Source organism: Faecalibacterium sp. i21-0019-B1 (assembly GCF_042852915.1).
Lineage (GTDB): Bacteria > Bacillota > Clostridia > Oscillospirales > Ruminococcaceae > Faecalibacterium > Faecalibacterium taiwanense.
Genome location: NZ_AP031425.1, coordinates 2008232 through 2031110, shown reverse-complemented (window position 1 = coordinate 2031110; position 22879 = coordinate 2008232). Strand labels below are relative to the sequence as shown.

Here is a 22879-nt window from a genome sequence, read left to right as displayed (position 1 = left end):
TTGGTTATTCTGGAAGCTGCTTTAAAACAAAGCGGTTTTTATCAAATTCCAGCAAACCTTCGTCCCGCATTTTGCACAGCTCTTTGGAGAGAGCGCTGCGGTCCAGATTGAGGTAGTCGGCCATCTGCTGGCGGTTGAAGGGCACCTCGAACGCCATCCTGCCGCAGCGTGCTGCCTGTGCGGAAAAATAGGTCAGCAGCCGTCCGCGCACAGTCTTGGGCGTTGTGCAGAAGATGCGCTGCGAAAGGCTGAGGTTCTTGCGCATGGACACCGCCAGCAGGCGGCGCAGCAGCTTGTCTTTCAGCGCTGGCTCGATCCGCGCATCGGTAAGGGCGGCAGTGTGCAGGAACAGTATTTCGCAATGTTCGGCCGCAACAGCATCCACCATCAAGGCCTCGCCGCAAAAGGCGTAGGTCTCGGCAAAGGCCTGCCCGGCACCTACGCTGCTCAGGATGCTTTTGGTGCCCCAGAGATCCAGATTTTCAATGTGCACGGAACCACGCAGCACAATGCCGATCTCCCGCACGCAGCTTCCGGCGTGGAAGATGACCTCGTGCTTTGCAAACTGCCGGGTGCGCAGGTGCCCGGCAGCAGCAAGGGTATCCAGCTCGGCTTCTGAAAGATCCTGAAACAGGGGCGACGCGATCTTTTTCATAAAAATCCTCTTTCTGTGGTTATAACAACCGAAAGCATGGTCTGATTATAGTATACTCAGAACATCAAAGCAAGGAGGATTTTTCCATGATCCGCAAAATCATTCATATAGACGAAGAAAAATGCAACGGCTGCGGTGCCTGCGTCACCGCCTGCCACGAGGGTGCCATCGGCCTTGTAAACGGCAAGGCCAAGCTGATGCGGGACGACTACTGCGACGGCTTTGGCGACTGCCTGCCCGGATGCCCCACCGGTGCCATCACCTTTACCGAGCGCGAAGCCGCCGCTTATGACGAGCAGGCTGTGCTGGAAAACAAGCAGAAAAAGGCCGCTGCCGCCCAGCAGCAGGCACAGCCCGCCGCACCGGCGTTCCATGGCTGCCCGGGCAGCATGATGAAACAGTTCCACCGTGAGCAGACCGCACCTGCCGCAGCCGCAGTGCCCATGCAGTCCCAGCTGGCACAGTGGCCTTGCCAGATCAAGCTGGTGCCGGTGAACGCGCCCTACTTTGACGGTGCCAAGCTGCTGATCGCCGCCGACTGCACCGCCTATGCCTACGCCAATATCCACGAGGAGTTCATGAGGGGCCATGTGACCATCATCGGCTGCCCGAAGCTGGATGCTGTGGATTACAGCGAAAAGCTGACCGAGATCATCCGCAGCAATGATATCAAGAGCGTGACCGTGCTGCGCATGGAGGTGCCCTGCTGCGGCGGGCTGGAGCACGCTGCCATCACTGCTCTGAAGAACAGCGGCAAGTTCATCCCGTGGAATGTAGTCACCTTCTCCACCGATGGCCGCATCCTCGACCGGTAAAATGACAGAACAAAAGCCAGAAACGACTGCTGCCGTTTCTGGCTTTTGATGTTTGCGGAAAGATCAGCCCGCGTTCTGTACGCTGTTGGCAGCGGTCTGCACGAACTGCAGCACGCTCTGGATGGTATCGCGGATCTGCACTAGCGTCTGGATGTCTTCGTCCTTCATGCGGGATGTGGGCGCAGTGAGTACCACGGTTTGGGCACTCACGGTGCCAGTGAGCTGGATGCTGACCCCGTGTTCCGGGATGGTGAGCAGGATGTGCACCGGGATGGCATCCGCAAAGAACCTGCTCTTTTCCAGCCCGATAACAAGTACCGGTGCATTGGCGCTGGCATCACCGGTATCCAGCTGAAAATAAAGGTAGCCGTCCTTTGCGTTTTCCGGCTGTACGCGCTGCAGCTTTTTCTGCGGCAGCTCAAACTCGGTCATGTCCTGCAGGCTGGTGGCTGTGGTGTCCACACCCAGCAGGCTTGCCAGCTGGGCCTGCGAGATATAACTGCCAAGGCTCCAGTCCGGCAGCAGAAGGCTCGCCAGCGGGTAGCTGCCGGTGATGGAAGAGCGGATATTTTTGTACAGCTGCCCGACATCGTATAAGGTCTCGCTGCTGCTGATATACACCCGGGTGAGCGGGCCTGCCGGGATAACGGCATCCGGGGCCGAGATGCTCAGCTGCAGTGCGTCCGGCGCATACAGGCCGTTGACGGTGCCCTTGGTGGAGCCTGTCTTTTGCAGGATGGTGTAAAGGGCAGGGGAATCGGCTGTGGATGTGATCTCATAATCAAAGGTAAAGGCCGCGCCTGCCTGCAGCGCTTTCACCCGGCGGGCTACCAGACTGTACCCGGTTACAGCGGCCACGACTGCAAGCAGTACAAGAATGAGCACTGCAATCAGGACCACATAGCCCGCGCCGTGCTTTTTTCGTTTGGAAGATGCCATAAAAAATCCTCCCTCAGATGTTTTATTCAGCATAGCGGAACAGCGGACAAAAGTCAAGGCGGAACAGAGAAGCGCTGAAAAAAACAAAAAATCCGAAACCGTAAGGTTTCGGATTCCTGGCGGAAAGATGGGGATTCGAACCCCAGAACGCTTTTGACACGTTACACGATTTCCAGTCGTGCGCCTTAGACCAACTCAGCCATCTTTCCATATTCAGTTGTGCGTCACAACGCTCTACTATAATACCTGAAAGGTGCGCATTTGTCAAGCACTTTTTTTAAAAAAATGAAAAATGAGAAGATAAAACAAAAAATCCGGGACCCAAAGGTTCCGGATTTCTGGCGGAAAGATGGGGATTCGAACCCCAGAACGCTTTTGACACGTTACACGATTTCCAGTCGTGCGCCTTAGACCAACTCAGCCATCTTTCCATATTCGGTTGTACGCCGCAGCGCCACACTATAATACCTGAAAGAACCGCTTTTGTCAAGGATTTTTTGAAAAAAATGGGTTTTTTTCAAAACGACATCTCTGTGCAGGCAAAAAACGGCAAAAAATTCAGGGATGCAGCAAAAGCCCTTGACGAAGCGGTTGAACCGGACTATGATGAAGCAGGAGAGTACTGCGGCGGGAAATCTTTGCGGCCGCAGAGTGGAATAAAAAAGGAGGATGCTTTCTTATGACTTATCCTGAAGTGCTGGCCAATGCCCGTGAGTGCATTGGCAAATACTGCAAGGCCTGCCCGGTGTGCAACGGCGTGGCCTGCAAAAACCAGATCCCGGGCCCCGGTGCCAAGGGCGTGGGCGATACGGCCATCCGCAATTATAATAAGTGGGCCGAGATCCGTGTGAACATGGACACCCTGTGCGAGGGCGGCACCCCGGACACCCATATTGAGCTGTTTGGCAAGAGCTTCAAGTACCCGTTCTTTGCAGGCCCGGTGGGTGCTGTGAACCTGCACTACTCCGAAGCCTATACCGATATGACCTATAATGATGTGTTGGTGCGCGCCTGTGCAGAGAACGGCATCGCTGCCTTTACCGGCGACGGCACCAACCCCACCGTTATGGAGATGGCCACCAAGGCCATTGGCGCAGCAAACGGCTGCGGCGTGCCCACCATCAAGCCCTGGAACATTGATACCATTAAGGAAAAGATGGCCGAGGCCAAGGCCAGTGGCTGCTTTGCCGTGGCCATGGATGTGGATGCAGCCGGTCTGCCCTTCCTGAAGAACATGACTCCGCCCGCAGGCAGCAAGAGCGTGGCAGAGCTTGCCGAGATCGTCAAGCTGGCCGAGCGCCCCTTCATCGTCAAGGGCGTTATGACCGTTAAGGGCGCACTGAAGGCAAAGGAAGCCGGCGCGGCTGCTATCGTGGTGTCCAACCATGGCGGCCGCGTGCTGGATCAGTGCCCGGCCACTGCCGAGGTGCTGCCCGAGATCGCAGCAGCCCTCAAGGGCACCGGCGTGAAGGTGCTGGTGGACGGCGGCATCCGCACCGGTGTGGATGTGTTCAAGGCACTGGTGCTGGGCGCAGACGGCGTGCTGATCTGCCGACCGTTCGTCACGGCTGTGTATGGCGGCGGCGAAGAGGGCGTGAAGTGCTACATTGATAAGCTGGCCGGTGAGCTGGCCGACACCATGCAGATGTGCGGTGCGCATTCTCTGGCCGAGATCACCCCGGATATGGTGCGGGTATAAGAAAAAGAGTGAATAGAAAAGCGGTCTGTGCCTTTGCGGTGCGGGCCGCTTTTTCATCCTTGCAGCTGCGTGCCGGGGTAGTAGTGTGCCAGAATATCGGCATAGCTTTTGCCCTGCTCCGCCATGGCCTTTGTGCCCCACTGGCTCAGGCCCACGCCGTGGCCGTAACCCCGGGTGGTAAAGCTGAAATTCCCGCTCTGGTACTGTACCGTAAAGCATGTGCTGCGCAGGCCCAGCGCCCGGCGCAGTGTTGTGCCGGTCACGGTCTGCCCGCAGACCGTGACGGTTTTTGTGTATCCGGCGCTGGTCAGCACTGCCGGGCCGAACCAGCCCTCCGGCGCGGCGAGATCGGCAGAAATGCCAAGGCCTGCAAGGGCCTGCTGCACCTGCTCTGCGGAAAAGGTGACGGTGTATTCGTAGTTGTCAGCGGAACGGTCGGTGCTGCTGTCCACTGAAATGAGGTAGGGCAGGGCGGAACCCCATACATTTTCACTGGCCTCGGTCTGCCCATTGGAAATGGCAAAGTAGCTGGCGCAGGCAGGAGCGTTCTCATAATAAAGTATCTCATCCAAGACCTCGTCCACAAGGGCGGAGAGGCGGGCGTAATTCTGCTCGTAGGCGGTGCCCCAGTAGCTGCGCAGCACAGGCTCGGTCAGGCAGCCCTGCCGCCGGGCTGGGTCGGCAGTGAGCCAAGCGCCGCTTTGCAGGGTGGTGTGGTCCCGGCAGTAGAGCGCATAGCTGTGGGCGGCAATGGCCTGTGCCTTGAGCGCTTCGTCCGGCCAGCTCACCGGCATCTCGGCGGCGACAGCACCCAGAACGTATTCCTGACGGGAAAGCTCCAGCACCTGTCCGGTGGCCTGATCCTCCACCAGAAAGGTCTCGGCATCCGCAGAAGGCACGGCACTTGGCGGCTGCGCAGATGCTGCAGGCGAAGATACGGCAGAAGATGCGGGCTCTGCCCCGCTGAGCACGGCGCGTGTGACCCGGTAGGCAGCCAGCGGCAGAATGCTGCCCAGCACCAGCAGGACCGCAAAGATTGGCAGAAAAAACTTTTTCATAGTCACAAACCCTCCGACAGCGGTGTTTTTTTAATCAGAATACCGGATATACCCTGAAAAAAGATGCGAAACAGGGAAAAAGCCTTTTGTGGTGCAAGCGCAAAAAAGCACCAAACCGACTTTTTGAGCGCTGAACGGTGCAGTTAATGCTTGAATTTACTCGTCAAAAGCGATAATATAGAATTATACCCATCATTGAGGGTGGGCGGGAAAGTATATAAATAGGATGAAAGGAGAATTCCCCTTATGAATTTTGCACATTCGGAGGTGGCAACGCTGGACCCGAACACGATGCGGACTTTGTGTGAGGAATATGTTGCCAACAACTACATCGATCCGGAGACGAGCGAACGTCTGGGGGTCAAGCGCGGCCTGCGCAACCCGGATGGCACCGGTGTGTTGGCCGGCCTGACCAACGTCTGCGACGTTGTGGGCTATAAAAAGGATCAGGAAGGCCATGTGATCCCCACTCCTGGCAAGCTGATCTACCGCGGTGTGAACATCAACGAGATCGTGGACGAGGCCTACCGCAATGACCGCTTTGTGTTTGAAGAGGTGATCTGGCTGCTGCTGTTCGGCAGTCTGCCCAACCGGGAGCAGCTGGACGATTTCTGTGAGATCCTGGCAGAGCACCGCGCCCTGCCGGAAGGCTTCATGGACACCATGAACGCCCCCTCGCCCAATATCATGAATAAGCTGCAGCGCTGCGTGCTGGGCCTTTACTCTTATGATGAGCACGCCGAGGATCTGAGTCTGGAGAACATCCTGAGCCAGAGCATCAATCTGATCGCCAGCATGCCCACCATGATGGTGAACGCTTACCAGATGAAGCGCCGCTACTACGATAAGCAGAGCATGTTCTTCCACCTGCCCAAGCCCGGCCAGAGCACGGCAGAGCACATCCTGAGCACCTACCGTCCGGACCAGAAGTTCACCCACGAGGAAGCAAAGTTGCTGGATATGTGCCTGCTGGTGCACGCCGACCACGGCGGCGGCAACTGCTCCACCTTTACCACCCGTGTGTTGTCCTCCTCCGGCACCGATACCTACTCTGCAATCGCGGCGGCCATCGGTGCACTGAAGGGCCCCAAGCACGGCGGTGCCAACCTGATGGTGAACCGTCAGCTGAAGGATATCCTCAAGCATGTGGAAAACCCCGAGGACGACGATGAGGTGCGCGAGTATCTGCGCCGCATCCTGCGCAAGCAGGCGGGCGATGGCTCCGGCCTGATCTACGGCATGGGCCACGCGGTGTACACCATCAGCGACCCTCGTGAGGTGATCCTGAAGCAGCGCGCCCGCCATCTGGCCTACGACAAAGGCTTTGAGGAAGAGTATAATATGCTGTGCAGCATCGAACGGCTGGCCCCCGGCATCTTTGCCGAGGAAAAGGGCAGCACCAAGCCGGTGTGCGCCAACGTGGACCTGTTCAGCGGCCTGATCTACAACATGCTGGGCATCTCTGAGGATATCTACACCCCGCTGTTCGCCATTGCCCGTGTGCCCGGCTGGTGTGCACACCGCGTGGAAGAGGTGGTATTCGCCAACCGTATCATTCGTCCCGCTTACAAGTATCTGGGCGTGCGCCAGAAATATAAGCCGATCGAGGAACGCTGATGAATCCTTCTGTTTTGTTCGTTTTTATCCTGAGCATTCTGCTGGGCGTGCTGCGCGCGGCAGACCTTGCCTTTGGCACCGATGCCGTCACCGGTTTGTGCGTGGTCGGCTCGGTGTGGTGGCGCTATCTGGCACTGGGTATCGTGGTGCTGGCTGCAGTGCTTGTGGGCCGTACACAGCCTTCCCGCTCGGAAGCGGTGCGTAGCCGCAGGCCGCTGGCCGGTATTCTGGCTTTTGTCGGTGCAGTATGTTTTCTGGCCGCAGCGGGTGCACAGATCGCGCTGGGCGCAGCTTCCGGTCTGGGCGGCTTTGTGCGGTGCATTCTGGAATGCCTGTGCTCCGCGTGGCTCAGCACCATGGGCCGCTGCTGGCTCAGCCCCAACGAGTGGAAAAAGCCCCTTGGCGGGCTGTATCTGGCCGTGGCGGGCAGTCTGCTGTTCTACTGGAACGTGCTGCTGCGCTTTATGGAGAACAGCTCCAGCTGGCACCGCGTGACCCCTACAGCGGCGGTGTGGCAGGCGCTTGCGGCACTGGTGTTTTTGGCAGCGCTGGCCCGGGCGCTGCATGTCCCGCAGCCGGGCAATGACAAAACACTGTGCGCAGCCGGGCTTGCCGCATTTGCACTTTGCCTGTGCTGGCAGCTGCCCTATGTACTGGTTTTGATGAGCGGCCTGAGCTGGGCCGCACCGGCTGTCTGGCCGGAGATCTTTGCCGGACTGGGCCTTTGCTGCGTGGGCGGCATTGGCGGAGCGTGCATTGCAGCCTGCTTGAACGGGGAGAGCTGACAAAAATGTTGGCACTCTGTTGGCGCAATTGCCGAAAAGCAGGGAATGAAAGGAATTAAAATCGTACAAAAGCAAAAAATGCAGTGAATGTCTTGTTAATTTTTTGGCAGACACTTGAAACTTTCTGCGTTTTGGTCTAAAATAAAGATACCGTGATTTATCCGATTATGGGTAAAATAATTAGGAGGTACTATTAACATGGCTGTTAGAGTTGCTATCAATGGTTTCGGTCGTATTGGTCGTCTGGCTTTCCGTCAGATGTTTGATGCTGAGGGTTACGAGGTCGTCGCAATCAACGACCTGACCAGCCCCAAGATGCTGGCTCACCTGCTGAAGTACGATACTGCTCAGGGTTCTTTCTGCGGCAAGATCGGCGAGGGCAAGCACACCGTCGAGGCTACCGAGGACTCCATCATTGTTGACGGCAAGGAGATCAAGATCTACGCTGTTAAGGACGCAAAGGACGCTCCCTGGGGCGAACTGAACGTTGATGTCGTTCTGGAGTGCACCGGCTTCTACACCAGCAAGGAGAAGAGCATGGCTCACATTCAGGCTGGCGCAAAGAAGGTCGTTATCTCTGCTCCCGCAGGCAACGATCTGAAGACCATTGTCTTCTCCGTCAACGAGAAGACCCTGACCGCTGAGGATCAGGTCATTTCTGCTGCTTCCTGCACCACCAACTGCCTGGCTCCCATGGCTAACACCCTGAACAAGACCTACCCCATCGTCTCCGGTATCATGACCACTGTTCATGCTTACACCGGCGACCAGATGATCCTGGATGGTCCTCAGCGCAAGGGCGATCTGCGCCGTGCTCGTGCTGGCGCACAGAACATCGTTCCCAACACCACCGGCGCTGCTAAGGCTATCGGCCTGGTCATCCCCGAGCTGAACGGCAAGCTGATCGGTTCTGCTCAGCGTGTGCCTGTTCCCACCGGCTCTACCACCATTCTGGTTGCTGTCGTCAAGGGCAAGGACGTCACCAAGGAGTCCATCAATGCTGCTATGAAGGCTGCTACTTCTGAGTCCTTCGGCTACAACGAGGATCAGATCGTTTCTTCCGATGTCATCGGCATGCGTTACGGCTCTCTGTTCGATGCTACCCAGACCATGGTCGCTAAGATCGACGACGACACCTATCAGGTTCAGGTCGTGTCTTGGTACGACAACGAGAACTCCTACACCTCTCAGATGGTCCGTACCATTAAGTACTTCGCTGAGAACTGCTAATCACAGCTCTACGCTCAAAAGTGCTTGAGGTGCCGTGCTGAATGACAACTAGTATTGGCTTTGCTGATACGAACATGCTGTGATTGGTACGACAACAGGATAACGAGTTCAACACCCTTCCTTTTGCGGGTTTCCGTGAGAGGAAGGGTGTTTTTTGCTGCAAAAAAGCAATGGAACGAGTTCCTTTCCAAAATGAATAGGTTACAACAAAAAGACGGAATAAAGTACGGAAATCTTAGCCATGATGCAGGCAATGATACAGCTGCAAAGTATTGTACCCCAGAGGAAAAAATGGTAAAATATTTTTAGTGTCAATAAATACATTTACGAAATTGATATTGATGATTCTGGAAATAAAATGTCAATGAATTGCGGCGTAAATCAGTCAAAAACCTGGGCGTAGATGCGTCCGGGCTTTTTTCTGATGTAAGGGAAACCGGGCCGGAGTTTGGCACGGTATGGGGATGAGATCCCTAAATGGGGAAAGCGACGGGAAAGGGAAAATGAAGGAGAAATTGAGGCTTGCTGTTTTTGGCCACAAAAGGTGGTCGAGAGAGGGCGGCGTGGAGATCGTGGTAAAAGAGCTGTGCACACGGATGGCGCAGCAGGGCTGTCAGGTGACATGCTACAACAGAGCAGGCCATCATGTGAGCGGTACGGAATATGACGATGCTGGTAAAACGGAGTACGAGGGAATCCGTCAGAAGTCTGTTCCGACCATTGAACGGCGCGGGGCTAGAGATATAATATGGGCAACCAGAGAAAAGCCTGATTTCATGCGGGTTTACGCGGCGTGACCTTTTTTTACCTCAACTTGTTTCTGTATGCCATGGTGCGTTGCGTTCCGGCGTGATTTCGGGGATTAATGGCTTCTGGCTGCGCTCTATACTTAACCCACCACAGCGAAAGCTGATTTCCAGAAACAGTATCCGCAGTGCAAGCTGGTACGCGCTATGCGCGGAACTGTGTTTGATGTCGCTGTTGATCTTAGAAGCAATTCCGAAACTTATACGCTGCAAGGGAACAGATGGAATACTTGGATGAAAAATATCCGGAATTTTCGCGACAAGAAATATGGGTGGGGCGAAAACGGGAGCATCGTAGGTGTTGATTTGCAGGGCACTGCAATGGAAAAGCAAATCGCTCCGGAAACAATATCGTATTATCATTATTTCTTTGATGGCGAGATCTCGCGAGACTGCTGCTACCAATGCCCTTACGCACAAAGACAGCGTGTGGGCGACATTACCGTTGGAGATTATTGGGGCGTTCAGAAATATGATCCGCAGCTTCTGGTGGAACAGAGAGGAACGATCAATAGCAAAGAAGGCGTTTCCTGCCTGCTGATAAACACGGAATGCGGACAACACCTTGTCGAGAAATACGGTGCGAAGATAGAAAGCTATCCGGTCGAATTTTCTAACATTGCTCAGGAGAATACGCAGCTGAACCGGCCAACGAAGCATACCAGACTGAGAAATAAAATTTTCAGGAAGTATAAGGCGAGCGGCTATGCTGGTGTGGAAGCAATTTTTGAGCGGGGTCAGCGGAACCAGAAGTTCATATGGGGAATGTATGACCGCATTTGCGGAATGTTCTGCCGGAAAACACGGTAAAGCTGCGGCTTTCGGTCAAAATACACACATTTCCGTGCATCAGCGGCAAATGTTTGTTAAACTATTATCTATCTTGCGACCTTGCAATGTGCACGGTTTTTGTTTATAATAGTAGAGTAACGGGGCAAGATCCCCCGAATGCGAGCGAAACTCTAGTTCAGAAATTAAAACTTGAGAGGAGTTTATTACCATGGGTTTAGGTAAGAAGACGATCGACGATCAGAACTACTGCGGCAAGAAGGTGCTTGTCCGTTGCGATTTCAACGTCCCGATGAAGGACGGTGTGATCACCAACGAGAACCGCATCAACGCAGCTCTGCCCACTATCCAGAAGCTGGTCAACGATGGCGCAAAGGTCATCCTGTGCAGCCATCTGGGCAAGCCCAAGAACGGCCCCGAGGCAAAGTTCAGCCTGGCACCCGTTGCTGTGGCTCTGAGCGCAAAGCTGGGCAAGACCGTTGTGTTTGCTGACGACGACAACGTTGTGGGCGAGAACGCAAAGGCTGCTGTTGCTGCCATGAACAACGGCGATGTCGTTCTGCTGCAGAACACCCGTTTCCGCAAGGAAGAGACCAAGAACATGCCTGAGTTCAGCGAAGAGCTGGCTTCTCTGGCTGATGCATATGTTGACGATGCATTCGGCAGCTGCCACCGTGCACACTGCTCCACTGCAGGTGTCACCGACTTCATCAAGGACACCGCTGTCGGCTACCTGATGGAGAAGGAGATCAAGTATCTGGGCAACGCTGTGAACGATCCCGTTCGTCCCTTCACCGCTATTCTGGGCGGTGCAAAGGTCGCAGACAAGCTGAATGTTATCTCCAACCTGCTGGAGAAGGTCGATACCCTGATCATCGGCGGCGGCATGGCTTACACCTTCGTCAAGGCTCAGGGCTACGAGGTCGGCAAGAGCCTGTGCGACGATTCCAAGCTGGATTACTGCAAGGAGATGATGGCCAAGGCTCAGGAGAAGGGCGTGAAGCTGCTGCTGCCCGTTGATGCTGTCTGCATCAAGGACTTCCCCGATCCCATCGACGCTCCGGTTGAGACCACTGTTGTTCCCGTCACCGCGATCCCGGCTGACATGGAAGGCTGCGACATCGGCCCCGAGACCATGAAGCTGTTTGCCGATGCTGTCAAGGCATCCAAGACCGTTGTGTGGAACGGCCCCATGGGCGTGTTCGAGAACCCCACTCTGGCAGCTGGCACTCTGGCAGTTGCCAAGGCTATGGCTGAGAGCGATGCTACCACCGTGATCGGCGGCGGCGACAGCGCAGCAGCTGTGCAGCAGATGGGTCTGGGCGACAAGATGACCCACATCTCCACCGGCGGCGGCGCTTCTCTGGAGTATCTGGAGGGCAAGGAGCTGCCCGGCATCGCAGTTATTCAGAACGCATAATCTGATCCCGGCATCATAATGGGTGCGGCGGCTTTAGCGCCGCCGCATCTTTTTGTTTGTGCAGAGCTTTCTGCACGATAGAAGGTAAATAAAGGAGATAGAGTATCATGGATAAGGCAAAGCGTAAGGCTATCATTGCAGGCAACTGGAAGATGAACAAGACTGCCTCCGAGGCTGCTGTTCTGGTGGACGAGCTGGTCCCCGCCGTGCAGGACGCAGGCTGCGAGGTGGTTATCTGCACCCCGTATACCGATCTGGTCACCGCTGTGGAAAAGACCAAGGGCACCAACATCCATGTGGGTGCTGAGAATGTTCACTTCGAGAAGTCCGGCGCTTTCACCGGCGAGATCAGCGCTGACATGCTGGTAGATCTGGGCGTGGAGTACGTCATTGTGGGCCACTCTGAGCGCCGCCAGTACTTCGCCGAGACCGACCAGACCGTGAACAAGCGCGCTCTGGCTGCTCTGAGCGCCGGTCTGAAGGTCATCATCTGCGTGGGCGAGAGCCTGCAGCAGCGCGAAGAGGGCGTGACCGAAGAGCTGGTGCGTATGCAGACCAAGATCGCTCTGCGTGATGTGACCGCTGAGCAGATGGCAAATGTCGTGATCGCTTACGAGCCCATCTGGGCCATCGGCACCGGCAAGACCGCTACCGCCGATCAGGCTGAGGAAGTCTGCGGCCAGATCCGCAAGGTCATCGGCGAGGTGTACGGTGAGGCTGTGGCTGAGGCTACCACTGTCCAGTACGGCGGCAGCATGAACGCCAAGAACTGCGAGGAGCTGCTGAGCAAAAAGGATGTGGACGGCGGCCTGATCGGCGGCGCATCCCTGAAGGCTCCCGACTTTGCAGTGATCGTCAACGCAGCCACCAAGGGCTGATCGACGGTTTAAATCAGCTGTTTCAGCGCCCGGCTGCGCCGCATTTTCAGCGCTGTGCCGGGCGCTGATTTGTTAAATTCAAAGGAGATTCAATTTTATGGCAAAGAAACCTGTTCTTCTGTGCATCATGGATGGCTTCGGCTGGGTGCCGGAGGAGACCTTCGGCAACGCCGTGGTCGCTGCAAAGAAACCCCACCTCGATGCTCTGATGGCAAAATATCCCATGACCACCATCAACGCTTCCGGCATGGCCGTCGGTCTGCCCGAGGGCCAGATGGGCAACTCTGAGGTTGGCCACACCAACATGGGCGCTGGCCGCATCGTGTACCAGCAGCTCACCCTCATTACCAAGTCCATCAAGGACGGCGAGATGCTCCAGAACCCGGTTCTGGTTAAGAACATGAAGGCTGCCATCGATGCCGGCAAGGCCATCCATCTGATGGGTCTGGTGGGCACCGGCGGTGTGCACAGCCACGCAGACCACTGGTTCGGCGTGCTGGAAATGGCAAAACATCTGGGCGCAAAGAACGTTTACCTGCACTGCATCACCGATGGCCGCGATACCGACCCGCACTCCGGCAAGGGCTTCCTGGCCGACCTGCAGGCCAAGCTGGACGAGCTGGGCATCGGCAAGATCGCCAGCGTCTCCGGCCGTTACTACGCCATGGATCGCGATAACAACTGGGATCGTGAAGAGAAGGCATATGCTGCCTTTGTCTACGGCGAGGGCAATCATGCCGCCAACGCTGCCGAGGCCATCGAGACATCCTATGCAGCAGACAAGACCGACGAGTTCGTTCTGCCCTGCGTCACCTGTGAGGGTGGCCGCGTGCAGGATGGCGACACCGTCATCTTCATGAACTTCCGCCCCGACCGTGCCCGCCAGATGACCCGCATCTTCTGCGACGATGCGTTCACCGGCTTTGAGCGCCGCGGCGGCCGCAAGCAGGTGAACTATGTCTGCATGGCCGAATATGATGCCACCATGCCCAACTGTGAGGTCGCCTATCCGCCTGTGGAGCTGAAGAACGTTCTGGGCCAGTACCTGTCCGAGAATGGCAAGACTCAGCTGCGCATTGCCGAGACCGAGAAGTACGCTCATGTCACCTTCTTCTTCAACGGCGGCGTGGAGGCTCCCTACGAGGGCGAGGACCGCTGCGTGATCCCCAGCCCGAAGGTCGCCACCTATGACCTGAAGCCCGAGATGAGCGCCCCCGAGGTTGCTGCCGAGTGCGTCAAGCGCATCGAGAGCGGCAAGTACGATGTGGTGATCCTGAACTTCGCAAACTGCGATATGGTCGGCCACACCGGCGTGTTCGATGCTGCGGTCAAGGCCGTTGAGGCTGTGGATACCGCTGTGGATCAGGTGGTGTCCGCTGTGCTGAAGGCCGGCGGTTGCGCCTTCATCACCGCCGACCACGGCAACGCCGAGAAGATGATGAACCCGGACGGCACCCCCTTCACCGCACACACCACCAACGTGGTGCCCTTTGTGGCTGTTGGCTGCGGCGATGTGAAGCTGCGCGAGGGCGGCTGCCTGGCAGATATCGCTCCCACCATGCTGCCGTATATCGGTCTGCCCGTGCCTGCTGAAATGACCGGCAAGAGCATCATTGTGGAGTAATTGACCGTTAAAATGGCCGACGCGTTCGCTTTGGCTATGAATAGCGGAATTGTTATTCTTATATTTACAGCTCTGGAAAATCTGCGGATTTTCCAGAGCTGTTTTTTCACGCGAAAAGCCGATAAGATAAATTGCGTTTTTGGGCTTCGACCCCATTCTAAATCAAAAACTTTTCTTTTTTCCCCATCCGTGCTACAATAAAAATGAATTTTTGATTGTAGGAGAAGCGGATGGAAACAACGCATAAACAAATCGTTCTGGGCATCCTTGCCCATGTGGACTCCGGCAAGACCACCCTTTCGGAAGCCATGCTCTACCGCTCCGGCGCGATCCGCAAGCTGGGCCGCGTGGATCACAAGGATGCCTTTCTGGATACCGACACGCTTGAAAAAGCGCGCGGCATCACCATCTTTTCCAAGCAGGCCCTGTTGACGGCGGGCAATACGGATATCACATTGCTGGACACCCCCGGACATGTGGATTTTTCCACCGAGACAGAGCGCACCCTGCAGGTGCTGGACTATGCTGTGCTGGTGGTAAGCGGCACCGACGGTGTGCAGAGCCACACCGAGACGCTCTGGCGGCTGCTGCGGCGCTACCATGTGCCCACCTTTGTGTTCGTGAACAAGATGGACCTGCCCGGCAAGAGCAGGGAAGAGCTGCTCGCCCAGCTGAACCACCGTCTAGGCGAGGGCTTTGTGGCCTTTGATGTGCCGCAGGCCGACCGGGACGAAGCACTGGCCCTGTGTGACGAAAACCTGATGGACCGGATGCTGGATGCTGGGCAGTTGACCGATGCGGACCTCATCCCGGCCGTTGCACGCCGGCATGTGTTCCCGTGCTGGTTCGGTTCGGCGCTGCGGCGTACCGAAAACGATGCACTGGAAAGCGTGGACGCTCTGCTGGACGGGATTGACCGCTATACCCGTCCGGCTCCCGCGCTGGATGCCTTTGGTGCCAAGGTGTTTAAGGTGTCGCAGGATGAGCAGGGCACGCGCCTGACATGGCTGCGCGTGACTGGCGGCGAACTGAAGGTAAAGGCCCAGCTCTCCGGCGAAGCAGATGGTGAGCCGTGGGAGGAAAAGGCAAACCAGCTGCGGCTGTACTCCGGCGTAAAGTATACGCTGGCGGAAGCCATCGGCCCGGGGCAGGTGTGCGCCGTCACCGGCCTGACCAAGGCGCGCCCAGGCGAGGGCCTTGGCGCGGAACGCGACAGCGATGTGCCGGTTCTGGAACCGGTGCTGAGCTATCAGGTGCTGCTGCCGGAGGGGGCTGATGTGCACGCGGCACTGGGCAAGCTGCACCGGCTGGAAGAAGAGGAGCCGCAGCTCCATGTGGTATGGAACGAGACTTTGGGCGAAATCCATGTGCAGCTCATGGGCGAGGTGCAGCTGGAAGTGCTGCGCAGTTTGTTGGCAGAGCGCTTTGGCCTGAACGTGGAGTTCGGCCCCGGCGGCATTCTGTACAAGGAGACCATCACGGAGCCTATGGAGGGCGTGGGCCACTATGAGCCGCTGCGCCACTATGCGGAGGTGCATGTCAAGCTGGAGCCCCTGCCCCGCGGCAGCGGGATGCAGTTTGCCGCCGACTGCCGGGAAGAAGTGCTGGACAAGAACTGGCAGCGCCTTGTGCTGACCCATCTGGAAGAAAAGCAGCACCTTGGTGTGCTGACCGGTGCGCCGCTGACGGACGTGAAGATCACCCTCATTGCGGGCCGCGCCCATCTTAAACACACGGAGGGCGGAGATTTTCGGCAGGCCACCTATCGCGCGGTGCGGCAGGGTCTGATGCTGGCCAAAAGCCAGCTGCTGGAGCCATGGTATGCCTTTCGGCTGGAAGTGCCGGTGGAGAACCTTGGCCGTGCCATGACCGATATCCAGCGCATGGAGGGCAGCTTTGACCCGCCAGAGAGCGGGGAAGAGGCTGCTGTGCTCACCGGTTTTGCACCGGTGGCCACCATGCGCAGCTACCCCATGGAGGTGGTGGGCTATACCCGGGGCCGGGGACACCTGACCCTGACGCTGGACGGCTACCGGCCCTGCCACAATGCGGCGGAGATCATTGAAGCCGTGGGCTACGAGCCGGAGCACGACCTTGACAACCCGGCAGATTCGGTGTTCTGTGCCCATGGCGCGGGCTTTGTGGTGCCTTGGGATCAGGTGCGCAGCCACATGCATGTGGACAGCGGCTGGGGAAAAAGCAAAAGCCCGGAGCAGGAGACGCAGTCCGTGCCCCAGCGCCGGACAGCGGCTTACCGCGCAACACTGGAAGAGGATGCCGAGCTGCTCAAAATCTTCGAGCGCACCTATGGCCCCATCAAACGGGACCCGCTGGCGGCATTCCGCCCGGTGCAAAAGCGGGAACGCCCGGATTTTGATGCCCAGCAGTGGGAAATCCTGCCCGAATATCTGCTGGTGGACGGCTACAATATCATCTTTGCGTGGGATGAGCTGAACGCCCTTGCAAAGGACAGTCTGGAAGCGGCCCGCCACAAGCTGATGGATATTCTGTGCAACTATCAGGGCTACCAGAAGTGCAATCTTATTCTTGTATTCGATGCCTATCGTGTGCCGGGCAGCCCCGGCAGCATTGAGCAGTACCACAATATCCATGTGGTCTACACCAAGGAAGCCGAAACCGCCGATATGTTCATCGAGCACGTTACTCATGAGATCGGCAAGGGGCGGCGGGTGCGTGTGGCTACTTCCGACGGTATGGAGCAGATCATCATTCTGGGCCACGGCGCGCTGCGTGTCTCCGCCCGCATGTTCCATGAGGAAGTGCAGAATGTGGAAAAGCAGATCCGCAAACTGGTGCAGGGGGAAGCATAAAATGTCAACCGAGATCACATCCGAATTTGTCTGGCACAACATCCCGCCGCGCCCGCGCGACAGCCACAAGGGCAGCTTTGGCACCGTATTGGCTGTGGCAGGCAGCGCATATTACCGAGGTGCGGCCCTGCTGGCTGCCGAGGGTGCGCTGCGCACCGGTGCGGGCATTGTAACGCTGGCCAGCGTGGAGCCGGTATTGGCAGCTGCGGTGGCCCGCCTGCCGGAATGCTGCCTGTGTCCCTGCGTGGTGGGGGCCGAAGGCGGCATCTCACCGGAGAGCATTCCACAGCTCCAGCGCCAGAAGGCGACGGTGCTGCTGCTGGGCCCGGGCCTTGGCGGTACGGCCCAGAGTGCAGCCCGCGCGGCCGAAACACGCACGCTGGTGCAGAAGCTTCTGCCCGGCTTTGCAGGCAGCGCGGTGCTGGATGCGGACGGCCTGAACGCCGCCGCGCAGCTGCTGGCCGAGGGCAAAACGCTGCCACACCCGGCGGGAGAGCTGATCGTGACCCCGCACCCCGGCGAGATGGCCCGGCTCACCGGGCTTTCGGTGGCGCAGATCAATGCGGACCGTGAAAATACTGCCTGCCAGTATGCAGAAAAATGGAACGCTGTGGTGGTACTCAAGGGCTGCCGTACCGTGGTGGCTGCACCAGATGGCCGCGTGTGCACAAACTCTACCGGAAACCCCGGTCTTGCCCGGGGCGGCAGCGGAGATGTACTGGCCGGTATGACGGCGGCCCTGCTGGCTTGCGGCCTGCCTGCATACGAAGCTGCGGCCTGCGCGGTGTATCTGCACGGTGCCGCTGCCGACCGTGCCGCTGCTGCGCTTGGCGAGTACGGAATGCTGCCGCATGATATCTTGTCCCAGCTGGGCCGGATATTTGCGGAAAACCACAGATAAAAAGAAAAGGGGTGTCTCTCTGTCTGCCGAAGAGACACCCCTTTTAACATTGCATCACATCGCCAGCACTTCGGCCCACTTTTCCTCGGCTACCGGGATGCCAAGCTCCATGTTCTCCTTGCGGCTGCGGTGCTCGCCCATGCCGGGGCAGCGCACCTCACGGCCCGGCTCTGCAGGCTCACTGGATGCCACATCGGCGGCAATGGCATCAATGACGGCATCGGTGAGGTCGGCGGACTGGAACTTTGCCGGATCAATGGCGATCATGATCTGGGTCAGGCCCACTTCATCGCCAAAGGTGCCGATCGTTGCCACCGAGTTTGCGCCCGTCAGGATAGTACCGATCATATCCAGCAGGATGGAAAGACCGCTGCCCTTCCAGTAGCCAATGGGGATCATGCGGCGGGTCTCTTCAATGGCAGCGGGGTCGGTGGTCAGGCTGCCGTCTGCATCGTAGCCGCCTACCACAGGCAGCTGTTTGCCGGCCAGACGCATCGTTTCCAGCTTGCCGTAGCTGAACTGGCTCAGGGCACAATCCACCATGATGTGCTCCCCGTTCGAGCGCGGCACGGCCAGAATGAGCGGGTTGTTGCCGATGTGGTTGTCCTTTGCGCCCCATGCAGGCATGTTGGGGCAGGTGTTGGACCAGCAGATGCCGATGCAGCCCGCGTCTGCGGCCTGCCAGCCGTAGGTGCCGCCGCGCATCCAGTGGTTGTTGTTGCCCAGCGCCACCATGCCAATACCGAACTGATGTGCCAGCTCTACGGCACGGTCCATGGCGTGCTTGGCGTTCAGAGGGCCAAAGCCGCGCTTGCCGTCCCAGCGCTCCATGGCACCAAAGCTGGCAATGCACTCGGCCTCAGCGGCGGGATCAATCTCGCCCTTGCGCAGGTATTCCACCACGCGGGGAAAGCGGTTCAGCCCGTGGCTGAACACGCCAGCCAGACTGTTCTGGGCAAAGATCTCGGCCGCTTCATGGGCACGCTTTGGGCTGAAACCGTATTTGGTCAGGACCCGCTCAAATTCGGCCAGCATCGTCTCGTAAGCAATGCGCATGGATTGTACCTCCTGTATGTAAAAAGTAATAAACAGATCGTTACACTTATTATAACAAGCGGCGGCGCGGTGCGCAAGATGTGCGGCCGGCATCAGTGCAGGCGGTGAAAGGAGTATACGAGCACACACCGACAGCTATGTGAAAAAACAAATGAATGTGCGAACTTCATAATTTTTTAAGATTTATTTTGTGAAAAAGTCATATTGAAAAACGAAAAGATGATTGATATACTAATACCACAATATCCAGTTGGACATGTTACTGGTAATGCAGGCAGGATCTGATGGAATGACGAATACCTTTTCTTTTGGGTGAATTGTAGCCAGATACTATGATTCCGGGAGAAATTGTACACGGGGTCATTCTGTTGGGTCTTTTTTCTTTTGTCCGCTTCGGCCGGGCGGCAGGGAAATGCCACCACACACAAGATAAAGGAGAACAAAATGAAGAACTACAAGCAGACTGCCTCCGACGTGCTGCGTCTGGTTGGCGGCGAGAAGAACGTTGTGCAGGTCGAGCACTGCTCCACCCGCCTGCGCTTCACTCTGGCAGACACCTCCAAGGCGGATGCTGCAGCCCTGAAAAAGACTGCCGGTGTTATGGGTGTTATTTCCAGCGGCCCGCAGTGTCAGGTGGTCATCGGCAACGATGTCATCGAAGTGTACGATGAGCTGCTCAAGCTGGGCACCTTCAACGCAGGTCAGGCTGCAGCTCCCGCTGCCCCCAAGGGCAAAAAAGAGATCGGCGGCATTATTCTGGACTACATGGTCGGCATCTTCCAGCCGCTGGTCCCCGCCATTGCAGGTGCAGGCGTTCTGAAGGCTCTGATGGTGCTGCTGAGCACTCTGGGCCTGATGAGCAGCGGAGATATCGCCTATAAGGTGTTCGTCGGCGTGGCAGATGCAGCTCTGTACTACCTGCCCGTCATGGTCGCCTTCACCACTGCAACCAAGTTCAACTGCAACAAGCTGGTGTCTGTGGCTCTGGCTGCTGCCATGATCCACCCCAGCGTTTCCGCTCTGCTGGCTACCGAGGGCGGTGCTTACTTCCTCGGCATCAAGCTGCAGAACATCGCTTACGGCGGCCAGGTGTTCCCGGCCATCCTGACCGTCATTTTCATGTCCTTTATTGAAAAGTGGGCCAACAAGTGGTGCCCCAAGGCCATCCGCGTGTTCTTTGTGCCCATGCTGTGCTTCGGCATTGGCTTCCCTGTGGCACTGGTCGTCCTCGGACCTCTGGGCTACAACATCGGTGCTCTGCTGACCACCGTGATCCTGGCTCTGTACAACACGCTGGGCTGGCTGGCCGTTGCTCTGCTGGCTGCCGTGCTGCCCTTCATGATCTCCATGGGCATGCATAAGGCTCTGGTCCCCTACGCAGTTGCTTCTATTTCTGACCCCGGCTTTGAAATGCTGTACATGCCTGCTTCTCTGGCACACAACATCTCTGAGGGCGGTGCCTGCCTCGGCGTTGCACTGAAGACCAAGGACGAGAACCTGCGCGCTACCGCAATTTCCGCTGGCATCTCCGGCCTGTTCGGCATCACCGAGCCTGCTCTGTACGGTGTTACCCTGCAGCACAAGAAGGTCATGATGTCCGTTGTGGCCTCCAGCTTCATCGGCGGTCTGTTCGTTGGCCTGATGAAGGTCAAGGCATTCGTTGCCATGGGCCCCGGTCTGGCTGGCATGGCCATGTTCGTTGACCCGGATAACGGCAAGAACATCCTGTGGGCTGCAGTTGGTCTGGTGATCTCTGTTGTGGCTTCCTTCGCACTGTCCTTCTTCCTGTATAAGGACGAGACCCCCGCAGAGGATGAGACCGCTGCACCCGCTCCCGAGACTGCTGCAGACGCAGCAGCTGCGGATTCCACCATCAGCAGCCCCCTGCAGGGCAAGGCCATTGCTCTGGAAGAGGTCAAGGATGAAGTTTTCTCCCAGAAGATCCTGGGCGACGGCATTGCCGTGGTGCCCGAGAAGGGTGAGCTGTACGCTCCCGCTGACGGCGTGATCGAGTCCGTGTTCGGCACCAAGCACGCCATCTCCATGAAGACCAATGCCGGTGCTGAACTGCTCATGCACATCGGCATGGATACCGTCAAGCGCGACGGCAAGGGCTTTGATCCGCAGGTCAAGGACGGCGAGACTGTCAAGAAGGGCCAGCTGCTGATGAAGTTTGACCTTGACGGAATCAAAGCAGACGGTTATGATGTAACTACCCCCATCGTCGTGACCAACGCCGATGAGTTCACCATCAAGACTGTGGCCGAGGGCGCTGTGGTGCCCGGTGCCGCACTGCTGAAACTGGAGGCAAATAAATGAGTTTCCCCAAAGGCTTTTTCTGGGGCGGCGCTGTTGCCGCGAACCAGGTAGAGGGCGCATGGAACGTGGATGGCAAAGGCCCCAGCGTGGCCGATGTTGCCACCTACAAGCCCAACACCGACGTGAAGGATTACAAGTCCCATGTTGCCATGGACGACGCACACATTGCTGCCGCCATGGCCGACCCGGATGATACCTATTATCCCAAGCGCCGCGGCATCGACTTCTACCATCATTACAAAGAAGACCTGAAGCTGTTTGCCGAGATGGGCTTTACCATGCTGCGCGTTTCCATTGCATGGACCCGCATCTTCCCCACCGGCGAGGAAGCAGAGCCGAACGAAAAGGGCCTGCAGTTCTACAGCGACCTGTTCGCTGAGATGCACAAGAACGGCATCGAGCCGCTGGTCACGCTGAGCCACTACGAAATGCCGCTGGCACTGGCCACCAAGTACAATGGCTGGGTGGATCGCCGCGTAATCGACTGCTTTGCAAAGTTCTGCCATGCGTGCTTTGAGCGCTACAAGGATCAGGTCAAGTACTGGCTCACCTTCAACGAGGTGGACAGCGTGATCCGTCACCCGTTCACCACCGCCGGCATCATCCCCAGCCGCGTGCCCGAGGATAAGATGCTGGAGACCTGCTATCAGGCCCTGCACCACCAGCTGGTGGCCAGCGCTATGGTAGTAAAGGACTGCCACGAGATCATCCCCGGCAGCAAGGTGGGCTGCATGCTGACCAAGCTCACCACCTATGCCCGCACCTGCGCACCCGATGATGAACTGGCTACTCAGGCAAAGAATCTGGAAAATCTGTTCTATGCCGATGTGCATGTCTGGGGCGAGTACCCCCGCCTGATCCTCAAGATGTTCGAGCGCAAGGGCATCCATGTGGAAATGCTGCCCGAGGATGCCGCCACCCTGAAGGCAGGCTGTGTGGACTTTGTTTCCTGCAGCTACTATATGACCATGACCGAGTCTGTGGACCCGAACGCAGAGCGTACCCCCGGCAACACCGTGCTGGGTGTCAAGAACCCGTATCTGCCCTCCACCGACTGGGGCTGGCAGATCGACCCCAAGGGCCTGCGCTACAGCCTGATCGAGCTGTACGACCGTTACCGCAAGCCGCTGATGGTGGTGGAGAACGGCATGGGTGCCAAGGATGTGGTGGAGGCCGACGGCTCCATCCACGACCCCTACCGTGTAGAGTACTTCCGCCAGCACATCAGCGAAATGGGCAAGGCCATCGATGAGGGTGTTGAGATGTGGGGCTACACCACATGGGCACCCATCGACCTGATCTCTGCATCCACCAACCAGATGTCCAAGCGCTATGGCTTTATCTATGTGGATCAGGATGATCTGGGCAACGGTACTCTGGCCCGCAGCCGTAAGGACAGCTTCTACTGGTACAAGAAGGTCATTGCTTCCAACGGCGAAGATCTGGACTAAGCGGCA

19 protein-coding genes, 2 tRNA genes and 1 pseudogene are annotated in these 22879 nt (G+C 57.4%); 16 read left to right on the top strand and 6 right to left on the bottom strand.

Annotated elements, in window-relative coordinates; all coding sequences use genetic code 11:
- Nucleotides 1–4: 4 nt before the first annotated feature.
- The gene (locus tag ACGHP1_RS10150) at nt 5–655 is read right to left on the bottom strand and encodes a Crp/Fnr family transcriptional regulator (RefSeq protein WP_337678854.1); all 651 of its coding nucleotides are present in this window, start codon (nt 653–655) and stop codon (nt 5–7) included.
- Between the two features lie 86 nt (nt 656–741).
- Between ACGHP1_RS10150 and ACGHP1_RS10145 the strand changes: the two genes are divergently transcribed.
- The gene (locus ACGHP1_RS10145) at nt 742–1470 is read left to right on the top strand and encodes an ATP-binding protein (RefSeq protein ID WP_097775294.1); all 729 of its coding nucleotides are present in this window, start codon (nt 742–744) and stop codon (nt 1468–1470) included.
- 63 nt (nt 1471–1533) lie between these two features.
- On the opposite strand, the gene ACGHP1_RS10140 is transcribed toward ACGHP1_RS10145, so the two are convergent.
- From ACGHP1_RS10140 to ACGHP1_RS10130, 3 genes are all read right to left on the bottom strand, one after another.
- On the bottom strand, nt 1534–2409 hold the full coding sequence (locus ACGHP1_RS10140; protein WP_097781652.1) for a hypothetical protein: 876 nt from the start codon (nt 2407–2409) through the stop codon (nt 1534–1536).
- Nucleotides 2410–2526: 117 nt separating this feature from the next.
- Nucleotides 2527–2618: transfer RNA gene (locus ACGHP1_RS10135), tRNA-Ser, on the bottom strand.
- A 130-nt stretch (nt 2619–2748) separates the two neighbouring features.
- Nucleotides 2749–2840, bottom strand: a tRNA-Ser gene (locus ACGHP1_RS10130).
- Between the two features lie 66 nt (nt 2841–2906).
- On the opposite strand from ACGHP1_RS10130, the gene ACGHP1_RS10125 reads away from it, so the two are divergent.
- Both ACGHP1_RS10125 and ACGHP1_RS10120 read left to right on the top strand, forming a co-directional pair.
- Nucleotides 2907–3092: a hypothetical protein gene (locus ACGHP1_RS10125; RefSeq protein WP_390509293.1), complete on the top strand. Its 186-nt coding sequence runs from the start codon at nt 2907–2909 to the stop codon at nt 3090–3092.
- Nucleotides 3089–4108 (top strand): alpha-hydroxy-acid oxidizing protein, encoded by a 1020-nt coding sequence (locus ACGHP1_RS10120; protein ID WP_390509290.1) that lies wholly within the window; start codon nt 3089–3091, stop codon nt 4106–4108. Before ACGHP1_RS10125 ends, ACGHP1_RS10120 begins: the two co-directional genes overlap by 4 nt.
- Nucleotides 4109–4161: 53 nt before the next feature.
- Here the strand turns inward: ACGHP1_RS10120 and spoIID are convergent, their stop codons facing one another.
- Complete coding sequence (gene spoIID / locus ACGHP1_RS10115; RefSeq protein WP_390509287.1) at nt 4162–5166, bottom strand: stage II sporulation protein D; 1005 nt, start codon at nt 5164–5166, stop codon at nt 4162–4164.
- Between the two features lie 246 nt (nt 5167–5412).
- Here spoIID and ACGHP1_RS10110 point away from each other — a divergent pair, with 246 nt between their 5' ends.
- The 11 genes and pseudogenes from ACGHP1_RS10110 to ACGHP1_RS10060 all read left to right on the top strand — a co-directional run bounded on the left by ACGHP1_RS10110 (nt 5413) and on the right by ACGHP1_RS10060 (nt 18047).
- Entirely contained in the window at nt 5413–6783 is a 1371-nt protein-coding gene (locus ACGHP1_RS10110; protein ID WP_118526256.1) for a citrate synthase, read from the top strand.
- On the top strand, nt 6783–7568 hold the full coding sequence (locus ACGHP1_RS10105) for a hypothetical protein (RefSeq protein WP_390509283.1): 786 nt from the start codon (nt 6783–6785) through the stop codon (nt 7566–7568). Before ACGHP1_RS10110 ends, ACGHP1_RS10105 begins: the two co-directional genes overlap by 1 nt.
- Before the next feature lie 198 nt (nt 7569–7766).
- Nucleotides 7767–8798, top strand: a complete 1032-nt coding sequence (gap, locus tag ACGHP1_RS10100) for a type I glyceraldehyde-3-phosphate dehydrogenase (RefSeq protein WP_005945602.1) — start codon at nt 7767–7769, stop codon at nt 8796–8798.
- Between the two features lie 503 nt (nt 8799–9301).
- On the top strand, nt 9302–9595 hold the full coding sequence (locus tag ACGHP1_RS10095) for a hypothetical protein (protein WP_390509281.1): 294 nt from the start codon (nt 9302–9304) through the stop codon (nt 9593–9595).
- Between the two features lie 117 nt (nt 9596–9712).
- A pseudogene (locus ACGHP1_RS10090) lies at nt 9713–9808 on the top strand (dTDP-4-dehydrorhamnose 3,5-epimerase family protein); the annotation flags it as partial.
- 30 nt (nt 9809–9838) lie between these two features.
- A complete protein-coding gene (locus ACGHP1_RS10085) occupies nt 9839–10414 on the top strand; it encodes a Coenzyme F420 hydrogenase/dehydrogenase, beta subunit C-terminal domain (RefSeq protein WP_390509279.1) in 576 nt (191 codons plus the stop codon).
- A 190-nt stretch (nt 10415–10604) separates the two neighbouring features.
- Entirely contained in the window at nt 10605–11813 is a 1209-nt protein-coding gene (locus ACGHP1_RS10080; protein WP_005945608.1) for a phosphoglycerate kinase, read from the top strand.
- 107 nt (nt 11814–11920) lie between these two features.
- The gene (tpiA, locus tag ACGHP1_RS10075; protein WP_390509277.1) at nt 11921–12691 is read left to right on the top strand and encodes a triose-phosphate isomerase; all 771 of its coding nucleotides are present in this window, start codon (nt 11921–11923) and stop codon (nt 12689–12691) included.
- Nucleotides 12692–12788: 97 nt separating this feature from the next.
- Nucleotides 12789–14315 carry a 2,3-bisphosphoglycerate-independent phosphoglycerate mutase gene (gene gpmI, locus ACGHP1_RS10070; RefSeq protein WP_390509275.1) on the top strand — a complete coding sequence of 509 codons (1527 nt, stop codon included), beginning with the start codon at nt 12789–12791 and terminating at the stop codon, nt 14313–14315.
- A gap of 230 nt (nt 14316–14545) precedes the next feature.
- On the top strand, nt 14546–17146 hold the full coding sequence (locus tag ACGHP1_RS10065; protein ID WP_390509273.1) for an NYN domain-containing protein: 2601 nt from the start codon (nt 14546–14548) through the stop codon (nt 17144–17146).
- Nucleotide 17147: 1 nt separating this feature from the next.
- A complete protein-coding gene (locus ACGHP1_RS10060) occupies nt 17148–18047 on the top strand; it encodes an NAD(P)H-hydrate dehydratase (RefSeq protein ID WP_097781657.1) in 900 nt (299 codons plus the stop codon).
- 54 nt (nt 18048–18101) lie between these two features.
- Here ACGHP1_RS10060 and yiaK read toward each other — a convergent pair whose 3' ends face one another.
- Nucleotides 18102–19103, bottom strand: coding sequence for a 3-dehydro-L-gulonate 2-dehydrogenase (gene yiaK, locus ACGHP1_RS10055; protein ID WP_097777548.1), 1002 nt, complete (start codon nt 19101–19103; stop codon nt 18102–18104).
- A 444-nt stretch (nt 19104–19547) separates the two neighbouring features.
- On the opposite strand from yiaK, the gene ACGHP1_RS10050 reads away from it, so the two are divergent.
- Nucleotides 19548–21422, top strand: a complete 1875-nt coding sequence (locus ACGHP1_RS10050; RefSeq protein ID WP_223389421.1) for a beta-glucoside-specific PTS transporter subunit IIABC — start codon at nt 19548–19550, stop codon at nt 21420–21422.
- A complete protein-coding gene (locus ACGHP1_RS10045; protein WP_120080156.1) occupies nt 21419–22873 on the top strand; it encodes a glycoside hydrolase family 1 protein in 1455 nt (484 codons plus the stop codon). The genes ACGHP1_RS10050 and ACGHP1_RS10045 overlap by 4 nt, the downstream gene beginning before the upstream one ends.
- Nucleotides 22874–22879: the final 6 nt, after the last annotated feature.